Annotated in this window: 1 protein-coding gene and 1 pseudogene; both read left to right on the forward strand. The window is 52.3% G+C overall.

Features of this window, described 5'->3' with window-relative positions; all coding sequences use genetic code 11:
• A pseudogene (locus L215_RS09250) lies at window positions 1-398 on the forward strand (fimbrillin family protein); the annotation flags it as partial.
• A gap of 35 nt (window positions 399-433) precedes the next feature.
• On the forward strand, window positions 434-1,494 hold a 1,061-nt coding region (locus L215_RS0103705), incomplete at its 3' end, for a fimbrillin family protein (RefSeq protein ID WP_027451363.1).

Here is a 1,494-nt window from a genome sequence, read left to right on the forward strand (position 1 = left end):
GTGCGCGTGACTTTCAGAAGCGCTCTTACAGTGGCGTACACTATGCTCAGGCCAGTGCCTTTAGGTCTACCGATCCAGTAAACAAATGTGTCCTCATCACGCCACGTCTGCAGATGACAGCAGGCTCTAGCTATACGGTAGAGCTAACATACAGCTCGGGACACACCAACGGAGCTACGCTCACTGTCCAGCAGCTAGACAAGGATGGAGCACTCGTCAAGACGCTAGAGGTCATCAACGATGCGACCTCTCCTAGTGGCTATGGCAACCAGCATTACAAGAAGAGCTACGCTATCACAGCCTCTGCCGAGGCGGGCTATATAGCTCTCCTCTATGAGGCTTCGCAGCAACCTCTCCACACGACGACTTACCAAGTCGAAGCACTCACTGTAAAATAAGAACCACACATTAATCCTCTAAATACCAACTAAACATGAAAAAACTACTTGTCGGTGCACTCGCACTACTCGCAATCACGGCCTGTAACAAGGACAACAAGAGTGAAGCACTCCAGCAGGAGGCTATGCAGTTTGGGTCAAACATCCCAACGCTCAACCTCCGTATGGCAAACAACGCCTTCGAGGCAAACGATGCTATCGGTATCTCTATGACTGGTGACGCTACCGCTACCAACGTAGAGTACAAGACCACTGCAGGAGGTGCTACCGCAACCTTCGCACCTGCCGCTACTGGACTAACCTTTGCCGAGGGGCAGACGGTCAACTTCGTCAGCTACTATCCTTACAGCGCTAGCGCTACGACCGATCTAGCTATCGACCTAACCAACGCACAGACCGACGTCCTCTACTCCAATAACCTAACAGGTATCAAGACCGCTAAGGACGCTAATGGAGCTAACCACGTACTACAGTTCAAGCACAAGCTAGCTCTCGTGAGCTTCACCATGGCTGGTCTACCCGCTGGCACGACTATCACCTCAGCTCAGCTAGAGGGCATCGTCACCACCAGCTCGATGAAGATCGCTGACGGTACGCTCACCAACGGCACGGCAACAGCTACGCAAAAGCTACAGCTTAAGAATGGCACCTTTGCTCCAACGATCGTCATCCCTGCTACCAATGCTAATGCTAAGCTCGTCATCAAGCTGAGCGATGGCAAGAGCTACAACTACACCTTCGCTAACCTCGCTCTACAGTCTGGCAAGAACCACAAGTTCAACGTCACCCTCGCATCTGGTGCCATCACAATAGACGAGATCAATGGTCAGATCTCTAACTGGGACGTTGTAGATGGTGAGGATATCATCGTTAATCCCGACGACAATGGCGGTACGGAGCCTACTCCCGATCCAGAGCCAGCTGGCGAGAATATCTATAATGTAGACCTCACACAGACAGCTCGCGCACTACCGCTCAATGATGACTTCGCCAAGGGGGGCAAGGACCATGATCCCTTTGCACTCCCTGGCTGGCTCAACAAAGCACTCGTCGGTGCGCGTGACTTTCAGAAGCGCTCTTACAGTGGCGTACACTA

The organism is Porphyromonas uenonis DSM 23387 = JCM 13868 (assembly GCF_000482365.1).
Lineage (GTDB): Bacteria > Bacteroidota > Bacteroidia > Bacteroidales > Porphyromonadaceae > Porphyromonas > Porphyromonas uenonis.